23 protein-coding genes are annotated in these 22,483 nt (G+C 71.2%); 6 read left to right on the top strand and 17 right to left on the bottom strand.

Annotation, left to right across the window (positions count from 1 at the left end; genetic code table 11):
* Positions 1-21: 21 nt before the first annotated feature.
* From ACGFWJ_RS30685 to ACGFWJ_RS30675, 3 genes are all read right to left on the bottom strand, one after another.
* The gene (locus ACGFWJ_RS30685; RefSeq protein ID WP_387649274.1) at positions 22-225 is read right to left on the bottom strand and encodes a hypothetical protein; all 204 of its coding nucleotides are present in this window, start codon (positions 223-225) and stop codon (positions 22-24) included.
* 383 nt (positions 226-608) lie between these two features.
* The gene (locus ACGFWJ_RS30680; protein WP_392955311.1) at positions 609-902 is read right to left on the bottom strand and encodes an acylphosphatase; all 294 of its coding nucleotides are present in this window, start codon (positions 900-902) and stop codon (positions 609-611) included.
* Positions 903-1,049: 147 nt separating this feature from the next.
* A complete protein-coding gene (locus tag ACGFWJ_RS30675; protein WP_392955309.1) occupies positions 1,050-1,850 on the bottom strand; it encodes a hypothetical protein in 801 nt (266 codons plus the stop codon).
* A 169-nt stretch (positions 1,851-2,019) separates the two neighbouring features.
* Here ACGFWJ_RS30675 and ACGFWJ_RS30670 point away from each other — a divergent pair, with 169 nt between their 5' ends.
* Positions 2,020-3,282, top strand: coding sequence for an MFS transporter (locus ACGFWJ_RS30670; protein ID WP_392955307.1), 1,263 nt, complete (start codon positions 2,020-2,022; stop codon positions 3,280-3,282).
* Between the two features lie 55 nt (positions 3,283-3,337).
* Here ACGFWJ_RS30670 and ACGFWJ_RS30665 read toward each other — a convergent pair whose 3' ends face one another.
* Positions 3,338-4,750 carry a hypothetical protein gene (locus tag ACGFWJ_RS30665; protein WP_392955305.1) on the bottom strand — a complete coding sequence of 471 codons (1,413 nt, stop codon included), beginning with the start codon at positions 4,748-4,750 and terminating at the stop codon, positions 3,338-3,340.
* Positions 4,751-4,951: 201 nt separating this feature from the next.
* On the opposite strand from ACGFWJ_RS30665, the gene ACGFWJ_RS30660 reads away from it, so the two are divergent.
* Both ACGFWJ_RS30660 and ACGFWJ_RS30655 read left to right on the top strand, forming a co-directional pair.
* A complete protein-coding gene (locus ACGFWJ_RS30660; protein ID WP_387649260.1) occupies positions 4,952-5,866 on the top strand; it encodes a hypothetical protein in 915 nt (304 codons plus the stop codon).
* 20 nt (positions 5,867-5,886) lie between these two features.
* Entirely contained in the window at positions 5,887-6,549 is a 663-nt protein-coding gene (locus ACGFWJ_RS30655) for a hypothetical protein (RefSeq protein WP_392955302.1), read from the top strand.
* On the opposite strand, the gene mutM is transcribed toward ACGFWJ_RS30655, so the two are convergent.
* The 10 genes from mutM to ACGFWJ_RS30605 all read right to left on the bottom strand — a co-directional run bounded on the left by mutM (position 6,550) and on the right by ACGFWJ_RS30605 (position 17,221).
* A complete protein-coding gene (gene mutM / locus ACGFWJ_RS30650; RefSeq protein WP_392955300.1) occupies positions 6,550-7,404 on the bottom strand; it encodes a bifunctional DNA-formamidopyrimidine glycosylase/DNA-(apurinic or apyrimidinic site) lyase in 855 nt (284 codons plus the stop codon).
* A gap of 3 nt (positions 7,405-7,407) precedes the next feature.
* Complete coding sequence (rnc, locus tag ACGFWJ_RS30645; RefSeq protein ID WP_387649252.1) at positions 7,408-8,202, bottom strand: ribonuclease III; 795 nt, start codon at positions 8,200-8,202, stop codon at positions 7,408-7,410.
* Between the two features lie 20 nt (positions 8,203-8,222).
* Positions 8,223-8,396 carry a 50S ribosomal protein L32 gene (rpmF, locus tag ACGFWJ_RS30640; protein ID WP_035866499.1) on the bottom strand — a complete coding sequence of 58 codons (174 nt, stop codon included), beginning with the start codon at positions 8,394-8,396 and terminating at the stop codon, positions 8,223-8,225.
* 49 nt (positions 8,397-8,445) lie between these two features.
* A complete protein-coding gene (locus ACGFWJ_RS30635; RefSeq protein WP_387649250.1) occupies positions 8,446-9,072 on the bottom strand; it encodes a YceD family protein in 627 nt (208 codons plus the stop codon).
* A 128-nt stretch (positions 9,073-9,200) separates the two neighbouring features.
* Positions 9,201-10,361 carry an ATP synthase F0 subunit B gene (locus tag ACGFWJ_RS30630; RefSeq protein WP_392955298.1) on the bottom strand — a complete coding sequence of 387 codons (1,161 nt, stop codon included), beginning with the start codon at positions 10,359-10,361 and terminating at the stop codon, positions 9,201-9,203.
* A gap of 181 nt (positions 10,362-10,542) precedes the next feature.
* Positions 10,543-11,028 carry a pantetheine-phosphate adenylyltransferase gene (gene coaD / locus ACGFWJ_RS30625; RefSeq protein WP_387649245.1) on the bottom strand — a complete coding sequence of 162 codons (486 nt, stop codon included), beginning with the start codon at positions 11,026-11,028 and terminating at the stop codon, positions 10,543-10,545.
* Positions 11,029-11,060: 32 nt separating this feature from the next.
* Positions 11,061-11,645, bottom strand: a complete 585-nt coding sequence (gene rsmD / locus ACGFWJ_RS30620; protein WP_387867612.1) for a 16S rRNA (guanine(966)-N(2))-methyltransferase RsmD — start codon at positions 11,643-11,645, stop codon at positions 11,061-11,063.
* An 86-nt stretch (positions 11,646-11,731) separates the two neighbouring features.
* Complete coding sequence (locus ACGFWJ_RS30615) at positions 11,732-12,241, bottom strand: hypothetical protein (protein ID WP_380488276.1); 510 nt, start codon at positions 12,239-12,241, stop codon at positions 11,732-11,734.
* 104 nt (positions 12,242-12,345) lie between these two features.
* Positions 12,346-15,570, bottom strand: a complete 3,225-nt coding sequence (locus ACGFWJ_RS30610; protein WP_392955295.1) for a helicase-related protein — start codon at positions 15,568-15,570, stop codon at positions 12,346-12,348.
* A gap of 37 nt (positions 15,571-15,607) precedes the next feature.
* Complete coding sequence (locus ACGFWJ_RS30605) at positions 15,608-17,221, bottom strand: DAK2 domain-containing protein (protein WP_387649236.1); 1,614 nt, start codon at positions 17,219-17,221, stop codon at positions 15,608-15,610.
* Positions 17,222-17,462: 241 nt separating this feature from the next.
* Here ACGFWJ_RS30605 and rpmB point away from each other — a divergent pair, with 241 nt between their 5' ends.
* Positions 17,463-17,648, top strand: coding sequence for a 50S ribosomal protein L28 (rpmB, locus tag ACGFWJ_RS30600; protein ID WP_073813963.1), 186 nt, complete (start codon positions 17,463-17,465; stop codon positions 17,646-17,648).
* A gap of 179 nt (positions 17,649-17,827) precedes the next feature.
* Positions 17,828-18,940 (top strand): MrcB family domain-containing protein, encoded by a 1,113-nt coding sequence (locus ACGFWJ_RS30595; protein ID WP_392955293.1) that lies wholly within the window; start codon positions 17,828-17,830, stop codon positions 18,938-18,940.
* A 157-nt stretch (positions 18,941-19,097) separates the two neighbouring features.
* On the opposite strand, the gene thiD is transcribed toward ACGFWJ_RS30595, so the two are convergent.
* The 3 genes from thiD to ACGFWJ_RS30580 all read right to left on the bottom strand — a co-directional run bounded on the left by thiD (position 19,098) and on the right by ACGFWJ_RS30580 (position 22,079).
* On the bottom strand, positions 19,098-19,919 hold the full coding sequence (gene thiD, locus ACGFWJ_RS30590; protein ID WP_392955291.1) for a bifunctional hydroxymethylpyrimidine kinase/phosphomethylpyrimidine kinase: 822 nt from the start codon (positions 19,917-19,919) through the stop codon (positions 19,098-19,100).
* A gap of 31 nt (positions 19,920-19,950) precedes the next feature.
* Positions 19,951-20,976, bottom strand: coding sequence for an ATP-dependent 6-phosphofructokinase (locus ACGFWJ_RS30585; protein WP_387649230.1), 1,026 nt, complete (start codon positions 20,974-20,976; stop codon positions 19,951-19,953).
* A 134-nt stretch (positions 20,977-21,110) separates the two neighbouring features.
* Positions 21,111-22,079 carry a thiamine-phosphate kinase gene (locus tag ACGFWJ_RS30580; protein ID WP_387649227.1) on the bottom strand — a complete coding sequence of 323 codons (969 nt, stop codon included), beginning with the start codon at positions 22,077-22,079 and terminating at the stop codon, positions 21,111-21,113.
* A gap of 170 nt (positions 22,080-22,249) precedes the next feature.
* Between ACGFWJ_RS30580 and ACGFWJ_RS30575 the strand changes: the two genes are divergently transcribed.
* Positions 22,250-22,483 carry an Lrp/AsnC family transcriptional regulator gene (locus tag ACGFWJ_RS30575; protein ID WP_387867605.1) on the top strand — a complete coding sequence of 78 codons (234 nt, stop codon included), beginning with the start codon at positions 22,250-22,252 and terminating at the stop codon, positions 22,481-22,483.

The raw sequence follows: 22,483 nt of genomic DNA, 5'->3' as shown, positions 1-22,483 counted from the left end.
TGAATCAGGCCGTTCTGCCGATCAGGTAAGGACCGGCTCGCGCTGGTCCAGGTCGATGCTGTTGAGCAGCGAATGCTCGTCAGCGACGGCGATCAGGGCATCGTTTTCGGCCTGGAGCTTCACGAGCTCGTTCTCCAGGTCCTGGACGCGCTGCTGAAGCCGTCGCATCTCGGAGAGCATTCGCGGGTCGGGGCCGCCGACGTACCCGAGAAGCGCCTTTGCCATGATGTGTGGTCCTCCACGCTGAGTGACCGAACCGTTTACGGTGTGGGTCTTGGGGGAAGGGGTACGCACGCGCCTGCGCGCCGGACGTGCTGGCTGGGCACTACGAAACAGCCGCTGGTGAGTGGCATGCTCACACGGCGGAGCTTCGCCGGTAAACTCAGACCTGTGCGCGGGTTTCCAGCGTCTCACCAAAGACCGTACGGGTCAACACGATCACCGCACGCTACCGCGCCCCTGTCACCTGCATGGCGGGGTGGTCACGCCATCGGCCGGGGGTAGTGGATCACTTCGCTTGCGGAGTCAACCACGAGTCTGCCCGGATGGCAACCGTATGACACCGGCAGTTGCCGGCGGCTCTCCTCCGGCCGGCAACCGCGGTGCGTTCATCGGATCGCGAAGCCCTCGTATCCGTTGCCCACGGCGCTCCAGATTTCGGTGACTCCACTGACCCGACCTGGCGTTCCGGGCCCGCGCAGCGCGGCGAGCAGCCGCTCGCAGTCCGCGCGCGACCCCTCGGCGACCACCTGGACACGGCCGTCCCCGAGGTTGCTCGTATAGCCCGTCAGCCCGATCTCCAAGGCCCTGGCCCTGGTCCACCAGCGGAACCCCACTTGCTGGACGCGCCCACGCACCCAGATGGTGGCGCGGACGGAACGGTGACTGCCGTGACCTTGCATGCGTCGACCATAGTCGGGCACTTCAGGGGCGTACGGAACGGACTTCACGCCCCTTCTACCGTGCCTCCTCACCGGCCCGCGCGCATTCACAGCGTCGGCATCCGCTCTTGACCGAGCGACACCTCCCGACCGAGCCGCACCGTTCTCTCAGTGGCGCGGCTCGGCCAGCCGGTGCAGCGTCCAGCCGCGGCCGGCCGGGCCGAGCGGGGCGGTGGCGGCGGTGAACAGTTCGGCGGCCCGGCGGTAGGAGAGCCGGGCCCGGCCGGTGAACGGGCAGCGGTCGGCCACCGGGGTGCCGGCCGGGGCGCGCCGGTCGGTGAGGAACAGCGGGCCCGCGCTGCGCCCGGCGATCAGCAGTGGCAGCAGCCGGGCGGTGCCGCCGCGCCAGCGCAGCGGGCGCTCGCCGGCGGCGGCGGGGCGGGTCTGCCGGTCGGCCGGGTCGAGCTGGTCCACGTCCAGCGCGAGCAGTCGTTCGATGGGTGCGCCGGTCTCCCGCACCAGGTGCCACAGCACCTTCTCGCGCAGCGGCACCCGCAGCGCGAGCACGGCCCGCGCCTGGGCGTCGGTGAGCGCGGGTTCGGACGCGGCGGCGGGCAGCGGGCGCAGGCTCTCGGCGGGGTCGGCGGCCAGCCAGCCCTGCCCGCACCACCAGCGAACGGCGGCCCGCAGCGCGGACAGCTCGCGGTTCGCGGTGCGCGCGCCGACCGCCCCGGCCCGGGCCGCGAACGCCTCGGCCACCCGCCGGGGCGCGTCCGGCCCGTCCAGCAGGGCGAGCGGCAGCACCGGCGGCGCGGCCCGCCGCCGCTCGGCGCCGGCCGGCGGGGTGCGGCCGACCAGCAGCCAGGCCCAGGTGTGCAGGGCGATCCGGTAAACCCGCCGGGAGCCGTCCGAGAGCCGGGCCTCCGTCAGGTAGCACTCGGCCGCGACGGCGAACTCCACAGGTGTCATATCCGCAGTAAATCGCCAACCCGATGCGCCGTCAATATCGCCCCTGACTGCGGTAAACAAGCGATTTACTGCGGCAATTCCGAGGCTTCCGAAAATTGACACCACAACGCTCAAGTATTTCGCCGGAAGCCCTTGTCGGACGCCTCGGCGGCGGGGCAGTCTGCCGGTCATGGTGCTGACCTCACGGCGGCTCGCCGTCCTGCGCGGGCGGGAGTTCCGCCTCTTCTTCATCGGCTTCGCCGTCTCCCTGTTCGGATCCTCGATGGCCTCGGTGGCCGTGGCGTTCGCCGTGCTCGACAGCGGGGGCGGCGGCTCCGGGCTCGGCGTGGTGATGACCGCGCGGATCCTGCCGATCGTGCTGCTGCTGGTGCTCGGCGGCGCGGCCGCGGACCGGCTGGGGCCGCGGCCGGTGATGCTCGGCTCGGACGGGCTGCGGTTCGCGACCCAGGCGGTGATGGCGGTGCTGATGTTCACCGCGCACGACCGGGTGTGGGCGATGGCCGTGCTGATGGTGTTCTGGGGCCTGGCCGAGGCGGTGTTCATGCCGGCCCTGGACGCGCTGCTGCCCAGGCTCGTCCCGGCCGGTGAACTCTCCGACGCGAACGCCCTGTTGGGGATCGCCCGGAACGGCGTCGCGGTGGCCGGTCCGGCCCTCGCGGGCGGGCTGACCGCCGTCGCGGGTCCCGGCTGGGTGCTGCTGGTGGACGCCCTCTCGTACGCGGTCGGCGGCGTGGCACTGGCCCTGCTCCGGCTGCCCGGGGCCGCCCGGCAGCCGTCCGGCGAGGCCTCGCTGCTGTCCGAACTGCGGGCCGGCTGGAGCGAGTTCAGCTCCCGGCGGTGGCAGTGGGTGAGCACCCTGCAGGCCTGCCTGTTCAACCTGCTGGTGTGGGCGCCGTTCCTGATCCTCGGCCCGGTGGTGGCGGACGCGCGCCTCGGCGGGGCGGGCGGCTGGGGCCTGGTGATGGGCGCGTACGGGGCCGGCGCGGTGCTCGGCGGGCTGGTGCTGCTCGGACGCCGGCCCACTCGTCCGCTGCGCCTGGCGATCGCGGCGACGGCGGGCTGGGCGCTGCCCTCGGGCGCGCTGGCGCTGGGCTGGCCGCTGCCGCTGGTGGCGGTCGCGGCGGTCGGCGCGGGGGTGACCTCGATCGTCTGCATGACCTTGTTCGCCACGCTGACGCAGCGCCACGTTCCGGCGGAGGCGCTGGGCCGGGTCAGCGCGTACGGGACGCTCGGCGCGTTCGCCTTCGGGCCGGTCGGGCTGGCGCTGGCCGGGCCGATCGCGGACCGGGTCGGCACCGGCTCCGTGCTGGGCTTCGGTGCGGCCTGGCAGTTGGCGTCCTGTGCGCTGACCCTGCTCGTCCTGGGCCGCCGGGAGCCGGCCGACCCCGCCGCCGTCGAGGCCGCCGGGGCCCCCTCCCCCGCCCGGGCATGACAGCGGCCCCCGGTCCGCGAACGGGACCGGGGGCCGGGCAGTGGATGACCGGGCGTCAGTCGCCGAAGTCCCCGCCGCCGAAGTCCCCGCCGCCGAAGTCGCCGCCACCGAAGTCGCCGAAGCCACTGCCGCCGCCGAAGTCCCCGCCGCCGCCACCGAAGTCGGCACCGGAGAAGTCCGAGTTGTTGAAGGCCGCGCCCGAGTACTCACCGGCGTCCGCGCCGCCGGTGTAGTCGGCACCGCCGCCACCGCCGTGGTAGTCGTGGTGGCCGCCCGCGTAGGCGTAGCCGGGGCTGGAGATCACCGAGCCGAGCATGGTGCCGACCAGCAGGCCGGAGAGCATGCCGCCGCCGAAGTAGCCGCCCGCCCACGGGCTGTAGGCCGGGCCGGCGTTCCAGTACGGCTGGTGGCCGTGCTCGGTCTCCACGGTGCGGATGTACGGGTCCTGGCCGGTGGCCAGGCGGTGCGCGTCGTCGGCGCAGGCCGGGACGGAGCGCGGCGCGCCGCCGGCGGGCGCCCACTGGACGTCGGTGGTGGAGGGGCCGTGCCGCGGGTCGAAGAAGCACGGGACGCGGCGCTCGGGCAGCGGCCGGCCGTCGCGGCGGGCGGCGAGGGTGGCCAGCGCGAACCGGCCGTCCTCCAGCGCCTCGGTGACCGGGCGGACGTCGTCGGGCTTCTTGGCCTCGTCCATGGTCCGCTTGGCGCGGTCGTAGGAGTCCAGCGCACGGGTGTAGTCGGCGCGCTGGGTGTCGTCCGAGCCGGGGGCGCCGGGGTTGAAGTCGAGCCGGTCGAGCTCCTCGCCGAACGCGGTGATGTCCTCGTCCACCACGGTGCGCAGCTGGGCGAGTTCGGCGCGGGCCTTCTCCTCCTTGCGCTTCTTGGCGCGGCGGAACAGCAGGAACACGCCGCCGCCGGCCAGCACCACCAGCACGATCGGGACGATGATCCAGGCCGCGGAGGTGCTGTGCTGCGGGCCCTCGCCCTTGGTCTGGCCGACGGCCTGGTCGACGAAGTCGTTGACGGTGCCGTTGATGTCGCCGTTGTGCGAGCGGAAGGACGAACCGGCGATCTTGCTGGCGGAGTTCGACGACAGCGCCTTGGAGTCGGCCTTGGCGTCGAACCCGTTGCCGCGCCACACCGCGTAGACGCCGACGATGCCGACCTTGGTGCGCAGGTCGTTCATCAGGGTCTTGGGGGCGTAGGCCTGGCTGTCCGGCAGCACCGCGACGAAGATCGGCTTGTCGGCCTTCTTCAGCTTCTTCGCCAGCGCGTCGGCCTGGTCCGGGGAGAACCGGCTGGTCATCGCCGGGTCGACGTAGACCTGAGTCTTCTTCAGCGAGTCGGTCGCGTCGCTCAGTCCGGCCGCCTGGGCGGGCGCGGACAGGCCGAGGACCATCAACAGGCCGAGCAGAGCTGCCAGCACGGCGGCCGGCCCGGTGGCTCGGGAACGTCGAAGCACAGTTCTCATACCAAGACCGTACCGGTCCGAAGGAAGGATCCACGCCCTACCTCGGGACGGTCCGACCCTGACTTCTTCCCCTACCCGGGGACGAGCCCACCGGCCCCGACCCCCGCCGACCGGCCGGAGTTGGGCCCCACCCGGCCTCGGCCCGGTCGGGAGCAGGCATAGTGGTGACGATCTTCCCTCCTCCCGACAGGAGCCCCCAGCGTGATCCTCGGCCTCGTCACCGCCGTCGCCGCGTCCGTCTGTTACGGCACCGGGTCCGTGCTGCAAGCCGTCGGCGCCCGCCGGTCGGCCCGGCAGGAGGCGGCCGACGGCACCGTCACCGAGCACGGCGGGCCGAGCCTCGCCTCCACCGCGAAGGCCGCCGTGACCTGGGAGTTCATCCTCGGCACGGTGCTGGACTTCATCGGCTTCGGGCTCGGCGCGCTGGCCGCGCGGCTGCTGCCGCTGTTCCTGTCGCAGACCATCATCAGCGCCAACCTGGTGATCACCGCGCTGCTGTCGATCAAGCTGCTCGGGCTGAGGCTGCGTCAGCTGGAGTGGCTGTCCATCGGCATCCTGTGCGGCGCCCTGGTGCTGCTGGCGGTCGCCGCCGGGCCGGAGGGCGGTCACCACGCCGCGCGGGCGTTCCACTGGGGGCTGCTGATCGGCTCCGCGGTGCTGATCGCCGGCGGTTCGCTGATCGTCCGGCGGATGGGCTCCAACGGGGCGATCGTGGCCGGTCTGCTGTCCGGTCTCGGCTTCGGCGCGCTGGGCATCGGCGTGCGCATCCTGGACGGCATCGAGCCGTTCTCGATCACCGCGCTGCTCGCCGACCCGGCGCTGTACGCCATCCTGATCGGCGGCATCGGCGGCATGTACCTGCACACCGTCGCCCTCCAGGTCGGCTCCGTCAACGGCGCGACCGCCGCCCTGGTGGTCGGCGAGACCGTCGTCCCCGGCGCGGTCGGCGTGCTCTGGCTCGGCGACTCCTCCCGCCCGGGCCTCGCCTGGCTGGCCGTCCTCGGCTTCCTGCTGGCCGTGGTCAGCGCCGTCGGCGTCGCCTACTTCGGCGAGGACGGCGGGGCGATCCAGGCGGCCGCCGAGGAGGAGAAGACCTCCGCCGGGAAGTCGAGCTGATGGCCTTCCCGGTGGTTCCCATGACCGACCCGCACCAGCACCTGCTCGACGCCCTCGACCGGGTGGACGCCGTCTTCGCCCCGTACGCCGAACAGCCCGTCGACGGTTGCACGTACTGCTACCGCGAAGCCGACCTCGCGCTCCTCTCCGGCCCGGTGGCCGGGATACCCGACCGGCTGGTGGACGCCGTAGCCGCCGAAGTCCCCGACCACTGGGACGACTTCCCCGGTCTCTACCGCCGCCTGACCCCACGCATCCTGCGCTCCCTGGCACTCAACGGCGGGGGAGCCGGGCCGGCCATGGTCGCCTCCCGGCTGCTGGCGGCGGGCTGGCGCGAGTGGCCCGAGCGCGTGGCCGTCGAGCGGTTCCTGTCGGCCTGGTGGGAGGCCGTCCTGCGGCAGCCGTCCGGCGTGCGCCCGGTCGACGCGCTGGAGCTGGCCGTCCCACTGACCGGCACGCTCGTCCCATGGCTGGAGCGGTGGGCGCAGGTGGGCACCGGGTACGCCGAGGAGCAGCTCTCGGCAGCGGTCGACGGCTGGCTGGAACGCCGGTTGGAGGTGCGCTTCGGCTTCCACGAGGAGTTCGACGCACGGCCGGTGCTGCCGGAGTGGCTGCTCACCCTCGACCCGGACTTCCTCGGCGCCCACCGGCTCCAGGAGATCGAGCGGATCGCGTACAGCTGATCAGCGCGGCCGGCGCTGGCACTTCGGGCAGTAGTAGCTGGAGCGGTTCATCCAGGCGTCCCGCCGCATCGCCGTCCCGCAGCGGCGGCACGGCTCGCCCTCGCGGCCGTAGGCGTCGAGGTCGCGGGAGAAGTAGCCGCTCTCGCCGTTGACGTTGACGTACAGCGAGTCGAAGCTGGTGCCGCCGACGGCCAGTGCCGCCGTCATCACGTCCCGGGCGTGGCCGAGCAGTTCGAGCGCGGCGGGGCGGGTGAGGGTGGCGGTGGGGCGTTCGTAGTGCAGGCGGCTGCGCCACAGTGCCTCGTCGGCGTAGATGTTGCCGACGCCGCTGATCAGCGTCTGGTCGAGCAGGGCCCGCTTCACGGTGGTCCGCTTGGCCTTCAGCGCGGTGGCGAACGCCGCGTCGTCGAAGCGTGCGTCGAGCGGGTCGCGGGCGATGTGGGCGAGCGAGAGCGGGGTGGACTCGGGGTCGTCCGGCTCGGTCTCCTCGACGGCGAGGCCGCCGAAGGTGCGCTGGTCGACGAAGCGCAGTTCGGTGCCGCCGTCGGCGAACCGAAGGCGTACCCGCAGGTGCACCGAGTCGGCCATGTCGGCTTCCTGGACGAGCAGTTGGCCGCTCATGCCGAGGTGGCCGATCATCGCCAGGCCGTCGTCGAGCGGCACCCACAGGTACTTGCCTCGGCGCTGCGGTTCGCCGAAGGTGCGGCCGCGCAGCAGCGCGGTGAACTCCTCGGCGCCGCCTGCCTGTCGGCGGACGGCGCGCGGGTGGAGCACCTCGATGTCGCTGACGGTCCGGCCGGCGGCCCAGCGGGCCAGGCCGCGGCGGACGACCTCGACTTCGGGGAGTTCGGGCACCGGTCAGACGGCCGCGGTCGGCTGGTCGCCGTCGGTGCCGCCGTCCTGCTTGGCCTTGATCGCGCGCCAGGCGGATTCGGCGGCCTTCTGCTCGGCTTCCTTCTTGGAGCGTCCGCTCCCGGAGCCGTAGTCCTGGCCGGCCACCCGGGCGGCGGCGGTGAAGGTCTTCTCGTGGTCCGGTCCGGACTCGGTGACCACGTACTCGGGAACACCGATGCCGACGGCGGCGGTGAGTTCCTGGAGGCTGGTCTTCCAGTCGAGGCCGGCGCCGAGCAGCGCGGATTCCGCGATCAGCGGGTCGAACAGCCGGTGGACGAAGTCCGTGGCCGAACCCAGACCCTGGTCGAGGTAGATGGCGCCGATCACGGCCTCGACGGTGTCGGCGAGGATCGACGACTTGTCGCGGCCGCCGGTTCCTTCCTCACCCTTGCCGAGCCGGATGAAGGCTCCGAGGTCCAGGCCGCGGCCGACCTCGGCGAGCGCGCGGGAATTGACCACCGCGGCACGGAGTTTGGCGAGCGTCCCCTCGGCGACCTCCGGGTGGAGGCGGTAGAGGGTGTCGGTCACCACCAGGCCCAGCACCGAGTCGCCGAGGAATTCCAGGCGCTCGTTGGTGGGCAGCCCGCCGTTCTCGTACGCGTACGAGCGGTGGGTCAGGGCACGTACCAGAAGGGCGCGCTCAAGTGAGTACCCGAGGCGCCCTTCCAGGACGTCGTATTCGGTCGAAGCCGGCCCGCCGCCCTTGCCCCCGTTGGAATTGGGGTTCGGCTTGCGAGAAGAATTGCTGCCGTCCGACATCGATCCGTGCACCCCGCCGATCAGACCGAGAGGACCTGGCGACGGTTGTACGTGCCGCAGCTCGGGCACGCGATGTGCGCAAGCTTCGGCTCGTGGCAGCGGTCGCACGCGACGAGCGCGGGCACGACGGCCTTCCAGTTGGAACGCCGGTGACGCGTGTTGCTGCGCGACATCTTCCGCTTCGGAACAGCCACGGTAAATCTCCTGGTTCTACGGCGAGACCCTCACGGGTAGCGCTGTGTCTTATTCCTCGTCACCCTCGTCGCCGGGGGCGGCGGAGAGTCCCTGCAGAGCCGCCCACCGGGGGTCGGCGGCATCGTGGTGGTGCGACGGGTCGTCGCTCAGGCGGGCCCCGCATTCGGAGCACAGACCCAAGCAGTCTTCCTGGCACACCGGCTGCAGCGGCAGTGCGAGCACCACCGCGTCACGCAGCACCGGCTGGAGGTCGAACAGGTCGCCCTCCAGGCGGTAAGTCTCGTCCTCGGACTCCTCGTCGAAGTCGTCTCCCGCGATCGCGCGGTGACGCTCCTCGGACTCCGGGTAGTAGTACAGCTCCTGGAAGTCGACCTCCAGGTCGTCCTCCAGCGGCTCCAGGCAGCGGGAGCACTCGCCGGTCACGTGGGCCTCGGCGGTGCCGGTGACCAGCACGCCCTCGACCACGGACTCCAGGCGGAGCTCCAGCTTGATCTCGCTCTTCTCGGGGACGCCGATCACATCCGCGACACCGAGGTCCGCCGGGGCCTCCAGGGTCCGGGACACCTTGCGCAGCGAGCCGGGGCGACGGCCGAGCTCATGCGTGTCGAACACGAGCGGGTCGCGGTGGTCGAGGCGGTTCAAGGCTTCCTGACTTCCTGACGGCGGCACACGCATTCCTGCGTGGCGCGGACTTTGGTTCCTGCGGTGCGCGGCCCGGCTGCGGGCACGCGGCGAACCCGGCACGAGCAGGCCGGAGTGGTCAGACTACCCGAGAGTCCGGGCCGAACCCAACTCGTCGCCGTTCACCGGCCGCCGAGCTCCCGCAGCCGGGTCATGTCGATCATGCTGGTGTCGAAGAAGCTGGTCTCGTCCAGTCCGGCCTGCTGCTGCTGCGGCAGCCCGGCCTGCTGCGGCTGCTGCTGGTAGCCGTGCGGGTCGGCGGGCAGCGCCTGCGGCTCGGCGGGCAGCGGGTTGCCCCACTGGTCGTAGCCCGGCTGCTGGTACTGCTGCTGCTGGTAGTACGACGGGTCTACCGGTTGCTGGTAGCCGTAGGGCTGCCCGTACGGGTCGGTCTGCGGGGCCGCCGCCGGGTCGTAGCCGCCCCCGTAGACCTCGGCGTACTGCGGGGCCTGCGGCTGGCCGTACTGGTCCTCGGCGGGGTTCTGCCAGCCCGCGGCGGCCGGGGTCGACTCGGGCCAGCTCTGGTGCTGCGGGACCTCCGCGTACCAGGACTGCTCGCCGTCGGTGCTGGCGAAGCCGGCCGCCACCGCCTCGGCGCGGTTCTTGAGCTGCTGGGCCTCGTCGGCGGCGGCCAGGTAGGCGCCCAGCTCGTCGATCGGGGCCTTGCCGAGCAGCTTGTCGCGGCCCTTGCCGACCGCCTCCAGGGTCGCCGAGAGCACCGCCTCCAGGGTGGCGAGCTTCACATCGACGTACTCGTCGGCCTCCGGGCTGAGGCTGATCCGCTGCGGCTGGAACTCCTCGCCGTCCTCGGTGCCCTCGCCCTCCGGCTGGTACACCCCGGCCTCGCCGCGCAGCTTCTGCCGGCCGCGGCCGACCGCGCCGAGCGTCTTGGTGAGCACCACCTCGAAGTTGGCGAGCTTGGAGTCGACGTAGTCGTCCGCCTCGGCGCGCTTGGTGTGTTCCTCGGAGCGGGCCTCGTTGAGGATCCGGTCCGCCTCGGCCTGGGCCTTGCGCACCACCTCGGTGTCGGAGATGAGCGAGCCGCGCTCGTCGTGCGCGCCGCGGATGATCTGGTCGGCCTGCGCCTGGGCGTCGGCGACCATTTGTTGATGGTCCGCCACCACCGACTGCGCCTTGGCGAGTTCGGCGGGCATGGCGTCGCGCAGTTCGCGCAGCAGGCCGGTCAGTTCGGCGCGGTTGACCACGCAGGAGGCCGACATCGGCATCGCCTTGGCCTTCTCGACCATGGCGATGATCTGGTCGAGTTTCTGCTGCACGTCCACGGGCGTCTTCAGTCTTTCCGTGTGCCGCCGAGGTGCGGCGGAGGCAGTGCCACGAGGTCGCGGACTGCGCCCCCGGGGCCGGGAGTACAGACTGTACGGCCACCCACCCCGCCGCTCACAACGGCCAGGGTCTGTCCGGCCGGTCTCGGCGCCCGGCAAGACCGGCCGGACAGACCCCGGGTCACTTGCGGCGTTCGGCGATCCTCTCGACCAGCCGCCGGTTCACCACCTCGGGCAGCAGGTGGGAGACGTCACCACCCAGCGAGGCGACTTCCTTGACCAGGCTGGAGGACAGGAAGCTGTACGTCGGCGAGGTCGGCACGAACAGCGTCTCCACGCCGGTCAGGCCGTGGTTCATCTGCGCCATCTGCAGCTCGTAGTCGAAGTCGCTGACCGCACGCAGGCCCTTGATGATCGCCGGGATGCCGCGCTGCGTGCAGAAGTCCACCAGCAGGCCGCTGTGCGACTCCGCCTGGATGTTGCCCAGGTGCGCGGTGGTCTCCTCGATCAGGGCGAGCCGCTCCTCGATCGTGAACATCCCCTGCTTGCTGCGGTTCACCGCCACCGCCACGTGCACCACGTCGTACAGCTTCGAGGCCCGCTCGATGATGTCGAGGTGTCCGTTGGTGATGGGGTCGAAGGACCCCGGACAGACGGCGCGGCGCATGGGTGTGCTCCCTTGTGGGGCGGGATGTTCTGCTACGAGTCTTGGTCAGCCCCGGTAGCGGCGCGACCGTACCAGAGCGTGCCCTCGCCGTAACGGCGCGAGCGCAGCCCTTCGAAGCCGTCCGGCCAGCCGAACTCGCCCCCTCGGGTGCTGCGTTCCACGGTGACGAGAACATGCTCGGACAGCCAGCCCCCCGAGCGGAGTGTGACCAGCATCTCCCGCAGTACGGCGTCCTCCACCGCGTACGGCGGGTCCAGGAACACCAGGTCGTACGGCTCGGCCGGCGGGGCGCCCGCGATCACCTTCTCCGCCTTGTCCGCCCGCACCTCCGCGCCCGGCAGCCCCAGCGTCCGGACGTTCTCCCGCACCGTCTTCACCGCGCCCGCGTCGGCCTCCACCAGCAGCGCGTGCGCGGCGCCCCGGGACAGCGCCTCCAGCCCGACCGCGCCACTGCCCGCGAACAGGTCCAGCATCCGCGCCCCGGCGATCGGCCCGAACAGCGCCTCGACGGTGGAGAACATCGCCTCCCGCGCCTTGTCGGAGGTCGGACGGGTGTTCCGGCCGGGCGGCGCGGCGAGGGGGCGGCCTCCGGCAACACCGGCGATGACGCGGGGCATGACGTTCCTTAGGTGGGAGGGACTGCGCGCCCGACCATAGCTGACAAATCGTGCATGGCCGGGCGCGCAGTCGCTCACGTCAGCGCCTACTCGTTGGACGCCGCGCCCAACAGGGTCGGCGAGGCGTAGCGCGACCAGGACAGGCAGCCGTCCGGCGGGCAGTACTCCGGGCGGCGCGGGTCGTGGCCGAGTTCGCGCAGCTTGGTGCGGACGGAGTCGGGCGTGCGGCCGTAGCGGGCGGCGATCCGGGCGATGGTGTCGCCGTCGTGGAAGCGCCGGACCAGTTCTTCCTCGTGCTGCGGCACCCAGGGGGAGCCGTGGCCGGGGTAGAGCTCGCGCAGCACGTCGCGGTCGGGGATGGGCTCGGAGATGTCGGCGACGATCGCCAGCGCGCGCAGGGCGCGGTTGAGCGCGATGCGCAGTGAGGCGACGTCCTCCACCGGGAGGCGGAGCTTGCCGGAGGCGACCGGGTTGGCGGAGTTGCCCTCGCGCCAGCCGGTCAGGGTGAGGGTGACTTCGCGGTCGTCTTCGCTGGCGACCTCGATCCGGAAGACCTTGTCGCCGAGCGGGAGCTCGTTGAGGTGACGGAATGCCATGCAATGACCCCCAAATCTCGTGCCGGGAGCGCGACTTGAGGAGCGCCCCGAACAACTACATTCTCTCTCGGGGCACTGACAATCCGACCTGATCACACCGCCTGTCAGCCCTTCTCCAGGTACTCCGCGCGGTCCTCGTCGAGCAGGCTCTCCAGCGCCGTGCGCAGTTCGGGGTGGGCGGCGAGTTCGGGGTCGGCGGCGACCAGTCGGGTGGCCTCGGCGCGGGCGGTGGCGATGACGTCCTCGTCGTCGAGGACGGAGAGCACCTTGAGCGAGGACTTCACGCCGGACTGGGCCTGGCCCAGGACGTCGCCCTCGCGGCGCTGTTCGAGGTCGATCCGGGAGAGCGCGAAGCCGTCCAGGGTGCCGGCCACCGCGTCGAGCCGGGCGCGGGCGGCGCTGGCCGCGGGCATGTCGCTGACCAGCAGGCAGAGCCCTGCGGCGGATCCCCGGCCGACCCGGCCGCGGAGCTGGTGGAGCTGGGAGACGCCGAACCGGTCCGCGTCCATGATCACCATGACGGTGGAGTTGGGGACGTTGACGCCGACCTCGATGACGGTGGTGGCGACCAGCACGTCGACCTCGCCGGCGGCGAAGCGGCGCATCACGTCGTCCTTGGCGTCGGGGGCGAGCCGGCCGTGCAGGATCTCCACCCGCAGTCCGGCGAGCGGTCCCTTGGCGAGCTTCTCGGCGGTCTCGACCACGGCGAGCGGGGGCCGGCGCTCCTCGCTGTCCGCGCCGCCCGCGTCGACCTCCTCCGGGTCCTCCTTGCGCTTCTTCTTGCCCTTCGGCGCCTCGTCCTCGTCGCCGATCCGCGGGCAGACCACGTACGCCTGGTGGCCCTTGCCGACCTCCTCGCGGACGCGTTCCCAGGCGCGGGTGAGGAAGTTGGGCTTCTCCAGGGCGGGGACGACGTGGGTGGAGATCGGCGAGCGGCCGGACGGCAGCTGGTCGAGGACGGAGGTCTCCAGGTCGCCGAAGACGGTCATCGCGACGGTGCGCGGGATCGGGGTGGCGGTCATCACCAGCAGGTGCGGGGGCTGTTCGCCCTTGGCGCGCAGCGCGTCGCGCTGTTCGACGCCGAACCGGTGCTGCTCGTCGACGACCACCAGGCCGAGGTCGGCGAACTGCACCTTGTCCTCGATCAGGGCGTGCGTGCCGATGGTGATGCCGGCCTTGCCCGAGGCCATGTCGAGCATCGCGCCGCGGCGGGCGGCGGTGCCCATCGAGCCGGTGAGCAGGGCGACCCGGGTGCCGATCTCGGAGCCGCCGATCATCCCGGCCTCGGCGAGGTCGCCCATCATCTCGACGATGGAGCGGTGGTGCTGCTGGGCGAGCACCTCGGTGGGTGCGAGCAGTACGGCCTGGCCGCCGGTGTCGACCACGGCGAGCATGGCGCGCAGCGCGACCAGAGTGTTGTGGGTAACGGTGAAATTGTCCGTGACGTAGGCGGAATCCGGGTGCCCGACTCGAATGCACTGCGCCGGTTTGCGACCGACATACTCGACCTGCCGGATTCCTCGCCGGAAAGTGTTGTACTTGGGCCGATCCGCGACCCGTTCGGCCTTCCGGGACAGCCGGAACGGCGGGACCTCGCTGGGCAACCCGACCGACACCACGAATGCGGCCTTCTTCGGAAGTACCCTCGCACGGCCGCCGAGGGACCGCACCAGCCAGGCGACGTCATCCGCCAGGCGCCGCGAGACACTGCAGAACGAGACGTCGTAGCCGTCGCGTCCCACGGTGCCGTCCGTATCCATCAGCCCTTGCAGAAGCGCGAGCCGCTGCTTGATCGAGGCGTTCTTGTACACCTCGGGGACGAACTTCCCGTGGGAGGTCAGGTGCCAGAGGCCAAGCTCCCGCAGCACCTGGTTCACCGGATTGCGCCGCGTCCCTCCGCGTGGGCCGCGCAGCTGGATATGGTGATCGATGGCCTGGCCGGACCTTCGGGTGACCACGCAGTCCGGCGGAACGGCGGCCTTGACCGCATGGAGAATCTCGGGATCAGCTGTCGAGAATCCCAACTGGTGTCGGAACGTCCCGTCACCCAGGAGCACGCCCATCAGGTAGGGATCGAGCGGCTGTTCGTCCCCCTGCCCGAGATCAACAGGCGTGGCCTGCGGCAGGTACCACTTGGAGCTTCCGTTGCGCTTCCAGGTGTCGTTCCGGATTTCCCGCGTGGTGAGGATCTTGGGCTGATCACCGCGATGCCATGCGCAGCTGGTTGCGACGATCCAGAGGTGCTCGTCATCGCACTCGACGGAGCTGCCGTCCGACAGGACGAGCCGCCAGACATCACGCTCGCCCTGAGGGAAGACGCCCTCGACAGGAGCGAGCTCGCCCGAGGGCGTGACCACCAGGTCGCCGACTCGCATGTCGCCCATCGGCCTGAATCCGTCAGGCGTCAGCACCAGGGAATCCAACGGCTGGGCCTTGCCGGAGCCGACCTCGCCCTGCAGCAGGCGGTGCATGGGGTGTTCGGTGGCGAGGTCGGCGAAGATCTCGGCGCACACCTTCTGCTGGCCGTCGGTCAGCGTGAACGGCAGCCGGGCGTCGAACGCGTCCAGCACCCGGCCGGGGACGGCGCGGCGCGGGACGGCGGGCAGCGCGGAGTCGGCGGCCCGGCGCTGGGCGAGCGCGACCTGGAGGACGAACGCCTCGTCCCAGCGCAGCCGGTTCTGGGCGCGTTCCTTCTCCACCTGGTTGCGCGGGCGGTGGATCAGTTCGAGCGCCTCGGGCAGCGGGATCAGGTCGTGCTCGGCGCGCAGTTCGGCGGGCAGCGGTTCGCCGACGTCCGCCAGGTGCTTGGTGAGGGCGAGTTCGACGCAGAGCGACAGCTTCCAGCTGGGCAGTTGGGCGCTGGCCGGGTAGACCGGGATGAGCCGGCCGGCGAACTGCTTCGCCGCCGAGGCCCCTTCCTCGTCGTCGATCAACTGGTAGTCGGGCGAGGCGAGTTGGCGGGTGCGGTTGAACATGCCGACCTTGCCGGCGAACAGGCCCTGCTGGCCGGGCTTGAGTTCCTTCTGCCGCCAGCCCTGGTTGAAGAACACCAGGGAGAGCCGGGAGCGGCCGTCGGTGACCACCACCTCCAGCCGGTCGCCCTTGCGGCCGCGGAACGGGATCAGCGTGACCTTCTCGATCCGGGCCAGCACGGTGACGTGCTCGTCCACGTCCAGCTCGTCCAGGCTGGTGAGTTGGCCGCGCTCGACGTACCGGCGCGGATAGTGGTGCAGCAGGTCGCCGACCGTGCGCAGCTTGAGGGAGTCGGCCAGCACCTTCGCGGTGCGGTCGCCGACCAGGTCCTTCAGTGGTTCATCGAGAGCGCCCATCGGATCCCATTTCACACCACGGGACCGACGTCGCGGCTCACTCGACGCCGATCAGCAGCGGCGCGGCCTCCTGGCCGCCCTGGTAGGCGACGGTGTCGACCTCGGGACGGGTGCGCCTGGCGTGCGCGATCAGCCGGTCGGCGAGCTCGGCGGGGGCGTCCTCGCCGAGTACCAGGGTGACGAGTTCGCCGGACGCGGCGATCATCCGGTCCAGCACGGTGAGCGCGGTCTCGGTGAGGTCGTGGCCGATCACCGCGACGTCGCCGTCGATCAGGCCGAGCACGTCACCGGCCTGGCAGACGCCGGCCATCGTCCAGGACTCGCCCTCGGCGACGGCGAGTTCGGCGTACCGGGTGGCGCCGGCGGCGGACGTCATGGCGACCACGTCCTCGTCGAAGCGGCGGCCGGCGTCGTGCACGGCCAGCGCGGCCAGGCCCTGCACCGGCGAACGGGTGGGCAGCACGGCGATCCGCACGCCCTCCTCGCGCAACTGGTCGGCGGCGGCGCCCGCGGCGGCCCGCAGTTCGGGGTCGTTGAGCAACAGGATCACCTCGCGGGCCGCGCAGCGGTGCACGGCGGCGACCAGTTCGGCGCTGGCGGGGGCCCGGTCCGGGTCGGCGGCGAGCACCACCGAACCGGCCTGCTCGCACAGTTGGGCCAGCCCGCTGCCGGACACCACGCTCAGCACCGCCCGCCCGTGCGAGACGGTCTCCTCGCGCTCGCCCGCGCGGGCCGCCGCCTCGGCGAAGTGCGTGATCCGGATCCGGTACGGCCGGCCCGCCTCGACGCCCGCCTCCACGGCAGCGCCCGCGTCGTTCACGTGCACATGGACGTTCCACAGGCCGTCGCCGCCGCCGATCACCAGCGAGTCGCCGAGCTGCCCCAGCCGCTCGCGCAGCCTCGGCAGTTGCCCGTCCTCGGCCTCCAGCAGGTAGATCACCTCGAACGCGGGATGGCCGGGCCCCGGCGGACGCTCGTGCCCCTCGCAGCCGGCCACCACCACCGGGTCCACCTCCCGCCGCAGCGCCACCGGCCCCATCGGCTGCTGCCCGGACACCGCGTCCACCAGCGCGCCCAGCACCGCGACCAGGCCACGACCGCCGGCGTCCACCACCCCCGCCTCGGCGAGCACCGACAGCTGGTCCGGGGTGAGCAGCAGCGCCTGCCGGGCCGCCCGGTACGCCTCCTTCGCCTGACCGGTCAGGCCGTCCGCGGCCCGCGCGGCACCGGCGGCGGCCGCGGCGACGGTCAGCAGGGTCCCCTCGACCGGCTCCGCGACCGCCAGGTACGCCGAGCGCGCACCGTTGTCGAGGGCCTCCCCCAGCTCGCCGCCCTCCGCCAGCACCTCGGCGAGACCGCGCAGCCACTGCGCGAGGATCACACCCGAATTGCCGCGCGCCCCGATCAGCGCCCCCCGGGCCGCGGCGGTGGCGGCGGCCGCCAGCGCGGGCTGCTCCTCGACGGCTTCCGCGAACAGCGCGTCCAGCGCCTCGGCGGCGGACTCCACGGTCAGATACAGGTTGGTGCCGGTGTCGCCGTCCGGGACCGGGTAGACGTTCAGCGCGTCGATCTCCTCGCGGGCCTGGCCGAGGGCCGCCAGCGCGAGCCGGCACCAGGTACGGACGGCCGGGGCGTCGAGGGTGTCCAGCACCAGGTCTCCTCCGGGTGAACGCCACGAGAACGCGACGGGACGCGGTGGCGAGGGGCGATGCTGGCAGGTTATCGGCCCCCACGACGACGCCTGCGGCACCCTCCACTGCAGGTCGCGGGAACGATCACCTCCGCGATCGTGGTAGTTTCGTTGAGCGGGAGTCACCGTTGTATGCTCTCCCGGTTGCCTGGAACAACCCGGGCTTTCAAGTTCGTGAATCTGAAGTCTTGGAGTGACTCCTGTGGCAGCCAACTGCGACGTCTGCGGCAAGGGCCCGGGCTTCGGCAACAGCATCTCCCACTCGCACCGCCGCACCCCCCGTCGTTGGAACCCCAACATCCAGACGGTGCGCGCTGTGGTTGGGCGCACGCCGAAGCGGCTCAACGTCTGCACCTCGTGCATCAAGGCCGGTAAGGTCTCGCGCTGACGCGCTGACCGGTCCGCCGGTCACCTTCTTGACCCGAGAACTGGCCGCACTTCCTCAGGGGAGTGCGGCCAGTTCTCGGGCTTTTCTGCTTTGCTTCGGGGACAAGAAAAAGCTCGCCCCATCGACGCCGATCGACGGATAGGGTAAGCGAATCTTCAGGTCTCGATCAGGGGGGTCAGATGAACCTGCGCGACTACTTGCTCGAGGTAGCGCACACGTACAGCTACACAGAGGGAATGGACTCTTCTGCGCAAAAGCTCCTGCGTGGCGCCCCGGCTCATCTCACACACCTCGCGCCCGCCGGCTACAAGGTGACCGGCAGCGGCGGAAAGGGTGGGCCGACATTTACTCCATGGGTGGGGTTCTTCAATCCCGACGAAACGATAGATCCGTCAAACGGACTCTACATCGTCTATCTTTTCTCCAAAGATCTCCGCAGCACCACGCTAATGCTTCTGCAGGGGATCACCAGGCTACGCGAAGAACTCAAGGGAACTCAGAATCGGCGAGCCATATCTGAGGGACATCTCCGGACGCAGGCAAATAGAATCCGTAAACTCCTTCCGGCCGAATTGCTGTCCGAGTGGGAGTTTTCCGTCAACCTAAAGTCCAACGGATGGCGGCAGACGGGCTACGAGGCCGGAAATATCGCAGCGCGACACTACAGTATTGACACGCTCCCTTCCGAATCCGACCTTCGTAGCGATCTATGGCGCCTCGCCGGCGTGTACGACCGAGCCATCGCAGCACGCGCCGCGCTCTCCCCCTTCGAAAAGGGGGCAAGCACCCTCCTCTCTACCGTGGAGACCCGCGAGCAGGACCTACTCGCAGACTTCTACCCCAAGGACCACTCCGACTACACGGCCATAGTGGCCGGCGGAAAGCAGGTGCGGCAGCGACGTCATGAGTGGCTGATCGGCGAATACGCGCCCGCCCTTTCCCCGGCCGGATTCAGCGCATCAACGAAACACCACCCTCGAGACCTGATGCTGTCCCGAACCGGCTCGTCTTGGCTGGTCGAGGCCAAAGTTGTCCGCGACGGAAACACGACAGGTGCAGTCCGCGAGGCACTCGCGCAGCTCTTCTATTATCGGCACTTCCTGCACAAGGAAGGAGATTCACCAAGTCTCGTTGCATTGTTCACCGAAGACATCGGCCCGGCATACACCGAATTCCTTTCCACCCTCAACATCGCTTCGGTTTGGAAAACGCCCACAGGCTGGGACGGATCGGAATCCGCAGTAACTGACGGCATCGTTCCGACCCACGACGGGCCGGCCAAACCCGCCTAGCATGCAGGTTCTCGTAGGGCGGATTTCCTTGTGCGTAGCAATCTCATTCACTCCGCGATTGGGCACATACTCGCCACCTCGAACCGCTCTCCGGGGTCCGTCGCACTCTCGACATCCTCGCCGCCCTCCGAACCGTGCTGACCCACCGGCGCACCGATTAGCGAGTCTGGAATCTGCCGTTCCGCTGCTCCCAGAAGTGGTCCACCGGCCCGATGCCGGAACCCAGTGCGAAGCCGTGCTCGATGGCGCCCGTCACATACGACTTGGCGTTCGCGACAGCCGTGGGCATCGGCTCGCCCTTCGCCAGCTGCGAAGCGATCGCGCTGGCGAGGGTGCAGCCGGTGCCGTGGGTGTGGCGGTTGTCGTGGCGGGGGGCGCGGTACCAGTGGGTTTCGCCGGTGGGGCCGAGCAGGAGATCGGCAGCTTCGCCTTCGAGGTGGCCGCCCTTGATGAGGGTCCAGCGGGGGCCGAGGTCGCGGAGTGCCTTCGCGGCGTCGAGCATCCGGCTCTCGTCGGTGACCTCGAGGCCGGTGAGTTGGGTCACTTCGTGCAGGTTGGGGGTGACCAGGGTGGCGACCGGCAGAAGGCGCTCGCGGACAGTGGCGACGGCCTCCGCGGCGAGTAGCGCGTCGCCGTGCTTGGAGACTCCGACGGGGTCGACGACCACGGGGGCGGGGGCGTCGGTGAGGAGTGCGGAGACGGTTTCGACGAGTTCGATCGAGGCGAGCATGCCGGTTTTGATCGCCTGGACGCCGATGTCGTCGACGACGCTGCGGTACTGGGCGCGGACGGCTTCGGCGGGCAGTTCCCAGTAGCCCTGGACGCCGAGCGAGTTCTGCGCGGTGACGGCGGTGATGACGCTCATGCCGTGGACGCCGAGGGCGAGCATCGTCTTGAGGTCGGCCTGGATGCCGGCACCGCCGCCGCTGTCGGAGCCGGCGACGGTGAGCACCCGGGGCGGGGCGGTGTTGGTGGTCATGCGCCCCAACCTATCCACCGGGGGAAACGTGTCAGAGCACGGCCTCGGATTCGGTCCAGCGGTCCGGCGGGACGGTCTTGAGCCGGGCGACGCCGTCGGACATCGGGGTGAGCCGGATCCCGGTGTTGCGCAGGGCGGTGAAGTGGCCGAAGGCGCCCTGGTGGACGGCTTCGACGGCGTGCCAGCCGAAGCGGGTGGCGAGGACCCGGTCGAGTGCGGTGGGGGTGCCGCCGCGCTGGGTGTGGCCGAGGATGACCGGCGTGGCCTCCTTGCCGAGCAGGTTCTCCAGTTCCATGGCGAGCCGGGTGCCGATGCCGCCGAAGGTCTGGTGGCCGAACCGGTCGACCTGGCCGTGTTCGAAGCGCAGGGTGCCGGGCAGCGGCTGGGCGCCTTCGGCGACGGCGACGATGGCGAATTTCTTGCCGCGCCGGAAGCGGTCCTCGATCATCCTGGCGACGGCCTCGATGTCGAAGGGCTTCTCGGGGATGAGGATGCCGTGGGCGCCGCCGGCCATGCCCGCGGTGAGAGTGATCCAGCCGGTGTGCCGGCCCATGAGCTCGACCACCATGACGCGCTGGTGGGATTCGGCGGTGGTCTTCAGCCGGTCGATGGCCTCGGTGGCGACGTGCACGGCGGTGTCGAAGCCGAAGGTGACGTCGGTGGCGTCGATGTCGTTGTCGATGGTCTTGGGGACGCCGACCACCGGCAGTCCGGCGTCGCTGAACAGTTCGGCGGCGGTCAGGGTGCCTTCGCCGCCGATCGCGATCAGTGCGTCGATGCCGAGTTCGGCGGCGAGTTCGGCGGAGTTCTCGACCGCCCAGCGGATCCGTTCGCGCTGCACCCGGGCGGAGCCGAGGATGGTGCCGCCGAGGGTGAGCAGGCCGGTGACGTCGTCGTGCGAGATCGGGCGGGCGCGGCCCTCGATCAGGCCGAGGAAGCCGTCCTCGATGCCGAGGATCTCGTCGCCGTGGACGTCGGTGCCGCGGTGGACGACGGAGCGGATCACCGCGTTGAGTCCGGGGCAGTCGCCGCCGCTGGTGAGAACGCCGATGCGCATGGTGGCTGTGTTCTCCTGCTCCCGGGGGCGCGGGCCCCCGCGTAGGTGGAGACCGGACCGCCGCCATCGCCGGCCCGCCCAACAGCCGCCACCCTACGCGTTCACGAGCTTACCGAGGGGTAGCCACGGGCGGCCTAGCCCTCGGCGAAGTGGTCCCAGCCGGCGGTGCGGTCCCAGGGGGCGCCGTCGACGGTGACCACTCCCCCGCGGCCGGGTCGGGCGGGGCGGACCACCTCGCCGATCTGCCGCCAGCGGGCCGGGAGGCCGGCGCTCTTGGGGAAGGTCGCGACGATCGCGTGGTCCTCGCCGCCGGACAGCACCCACACCAGCGGGTCGACGCCGACGGCCTGGCCGATGTCGGCCATCTGCGCGGGGACGTCGAAGTCCGCGGCCCGCAGGTCGATGTCCACGCCGCTGGCCCGGGCGACGTGGCCGAGGTCGGCGACCAGCCCGTCGGAGACGTCGACCATGGCGGTGGCGCCGAGGTCGCTGGCGGCGGGGCCGGCGTGGTACGGCGGTTCGGGGCGGCGGTGCGCCTCGACGAAGGCGCGCGGGGAGCGGAAGCCGCGCTGGAGGACGGTGAGGCCGGCCGCGGACCAGCCGAGCCAGCCGGTGACGGCGACCACGTCGCCGACCTGGGCGCCGGAACGCACCACGGGGCGGCGGCCCTGCAGGTCGCCGAGGGCGGTGATGGCGAGGGTGATGGTGTCGCCGCGGACCACGTCGCCGCCGACCACGGTGGCGCCGGCCACCTGGCACTCGTCGCGCAGGCCGTCCATCAGTTCGGTGGCCCAGGTGGTGGGCAGGTCGGCGGGGGCGACCAGGCCGAGCAGCAGGGCGGTGGGGACGGCGCCCATCGCGGCGATGTCGGCGAGGTTCTGCGCGGCGCACTTGCGGCCCACGTCGTACGCGGTGGACCAGTCGCGGCGGAAGTGCCGGCCCTCGATGAGTACGTCGGTGGTGGCCACCACCCGTCCGTCGGGGGCCTTGACCACGGCGGCGTCGTCGCCGGGCCCGAGTTCCACCGCCGGCGTCATCGGCAGCCGTGCGGTCAGCTCCCGGATGAGCCCGAACTCGCCGAGCTCGCCCACGGTCCCCTGCATCAGCCCGTCCTCCCGCGTTCTTCACGTGATCCGTCTGGGGTGCGCCCCCCGCGCGGCAGCGTACGCCCTCAAGGGGTCCCGAGGTCTCCCCTGTGCCGCTGTCGCGCGGTAGCGTGGTGATCAGACTGCCGGTCAGCAACTCCCCCCACCCAGCCGCCTGGAGGTCCACTGTGGTGCAGGCGTACATCCTGATCCAGACCGAGGTGGGCAAGGCCACCGCGGTCGCCGAGTCCATCTCCAAGATCCCCGGCGTGATCACGGCCGAGGACGTCACCGGTCCGTACGACGTGATCGTCCGGGCCGAGGCCGAATCCATCGATGACCTGGGCCGTCTTGTGGTGGCGAAGGTGCAGCAGGTGGAGGGCATCACCCGCACCCTGACCTGTCCGGTGGTCCGCCTGTAG

This window comes from Kitasatospora sp. NPDC048407 (genome assembly GCF_043200475.1).
Classification (GTDB): domain Bacteria; phylum Actinomycetota; class Actinomycetes; order Streptomycetales; family Streptomycetaceae; genus Kitasatospora.
This window is presented reverse-complemented; position numbering and strand designations above follow the sequence as displayed.

Excerpts from the sequence above, each read along its gene's own strand:
- ACGFWJ_RS30675 (WP_392955309.1), bottom strand. The coding sequence starts at position 1,850 with ATGACACCTGTGGAGTTCGCCGTCGCGGCCGAGTGCTACCTGACGGAG.
- ACGFWJ_RS30685 (WP_387649274.1), bottom strand. The coding sequence starts at position 225 with ATGGCAAAGGCGCTTCTCGGGTACGTCGGCGGCCCCGACCCGCGAATG.
- ACGFWJ_RS30595 (WP_392955293.1), top strand. The coding sequence starts at position 17,828 with ATGAACCTGCGCGACTACTTGCTCGAGGTAGCGCACACGTACAGCTAC.
- ACGFWJ_RS30585 (WP_387649230.1), bottom strand. The coding sequence starts at position 20,976 with ATGCGCATCGGCGTTCTCACCAGCGGCGGCGACTGCCCCGGACTCAAC.
- ACGFWJ_RS30610 (WP_392955295.1), bottom strand. The coding sequence starts at position 15,570 with ATGGGCGCTCTCGATGAACCACTGAAGGACCTGGTCGGCGACCGCACC.
- rsmD (WP_387867612.1), bottom strand. The coding sequence starts at position 11,645 with ATGCCCCGCGTCATCGCCGGTGTTGCCGGAGGCCGCCCCCTCGCCGCG.
- ACGFWJ_RS30615 (WP_380488276.1), bottom strand. The coding sequence starts at position 12,241 with ATGGCATTCCGTCACCTCAACGAGCTCCCGCTCGGCGACAAGGTCTTC.
- rnc (WP_387649252.1), bottom strand. The coding sequence starts at position 8,202 with ATGTCGGACGGCAGCAATTCTTCTCGCAAGCCGAACCCCAATTCCAAC.
- ACGFWJ_RS30665 (WP_392955305.1), bottom strand. The coding sequence starts at position 4,750 with ATGAGAACTGTGCTTCGACGTTCCCGAGCCACCGGGCCGGCCGCCGTG.
- coaD (WP_387649245.1), bottom strand. The coding sequence starts at position 11,028 with ATGCGCCGCGCCGTCTGTCCGGGGTCCTTCGACCCCATCACCAACGGA.
- ACGFWJ_RS30655 (WP_392955302.1), top strand. The coding sequence starts at position 5,887 with ATGACCGACCCGCACCAGCACCTGCTCGACGCCCTCGACCGGGTGGAC.
- ACGFWJ_RS30580 (WP_387649227.1), bottom strand. The coding sequence starts at position 22,079 with ATGCAGGGGACCGTGGGCGAGCTCGGCGAGTTCGGGCTCATCCGGGAG.
- ACGFWJ_RS30680 (WP_392955311.1), bottom strand. The coding sequence starts at position 902 with ATGCAAGGTCACGGCAGTCACCGTTCCGTCCGCGCCACCATCTGGGTG.
- ACGFWJ_RS30635 (WP_387649250.1), bottom strand. The coding sequence starts at position 9,072 with ATGCGTGTGCCGCCGTCAGGAAGTCAGGAAGCCTTGAACCGCCTCGAC.
- thiD (WP_392955291.1), bottom strand. The coding sequence starts at position 19,919 with ATGACCACCAACACCGCCCCGCCCCGGGTGCTCACCGTCGCCGGCTCC.
- ACGFWJ_RS30670 (WP_392955307.1), top strand. The coding sequence starts at position 2,020 with ATGGTGCTGACCTCACGGCGGCTCGCCGTCCTGCGCGGGCGGGAGTTC.